The sequence below is a fragment of the Seonamhaeicola marinus genome, from assembly GCF_008085455.1.
On the sequence record NZ_VSDQ01000016.1, the window covers coordinates 1 to 561 of the forward strand.

At 27.1% G+C, this 561-nt stretch carries 1 protein-coding gene; it reads left to right on the forward strand.

What is annotated here, in order from left to right; genetic code table 11:
- Positions 1-561: ABC transporter permease (locus FUA24_RS00140; protein WP_148539572.1), on the forward strand; the 561-nt coding region annotated here is incomplete at both ends.

Here is a 561-nt window from a genome sequence, read left to right on the forward strand (position 1 = left end):
TGAATGACACATTTCAAATGGTTTTTATTAAAGAAGACCCAGAAAAACTGCCTAATATAATAACATATAAAATTGTTGGTATTTATAATTCAGGTTTTCAAGATTTTGATGCAAATTACATAATTGGCGATATTAGGCACATACAACGTANTAGTGAATTAAACCAAAAAGGAACTCAGGTTTATGAAAACACACCATCAATTTTAAACACACAAACTATTACCAATAAATACAGTTCTATTTTTGAATGGATTAAAATTTTTGATACTAACATTTATGGTATAATTGGTATAATGATTTTAGTTGCTGGTATTAATATGATTACCGCGCTTTTAGTTTTAATATTAGAGCGTACTCAAATGATAGGTATTTTAAAAGCATTAGGTTCAAGTAATTGGAGCATTAGAAAAGTATTTTTATACAATGCGTCTTACTTAATTATTTTAGGGTTAATTTGGGGTAATGTTTTAGGTTTAGGTTTACTATTTACCCAAAAGTATTTTAAAATTTTTACACTAGACCCAAGTGTTTATTATGTTACCGAAGCACCTGTTTACATTA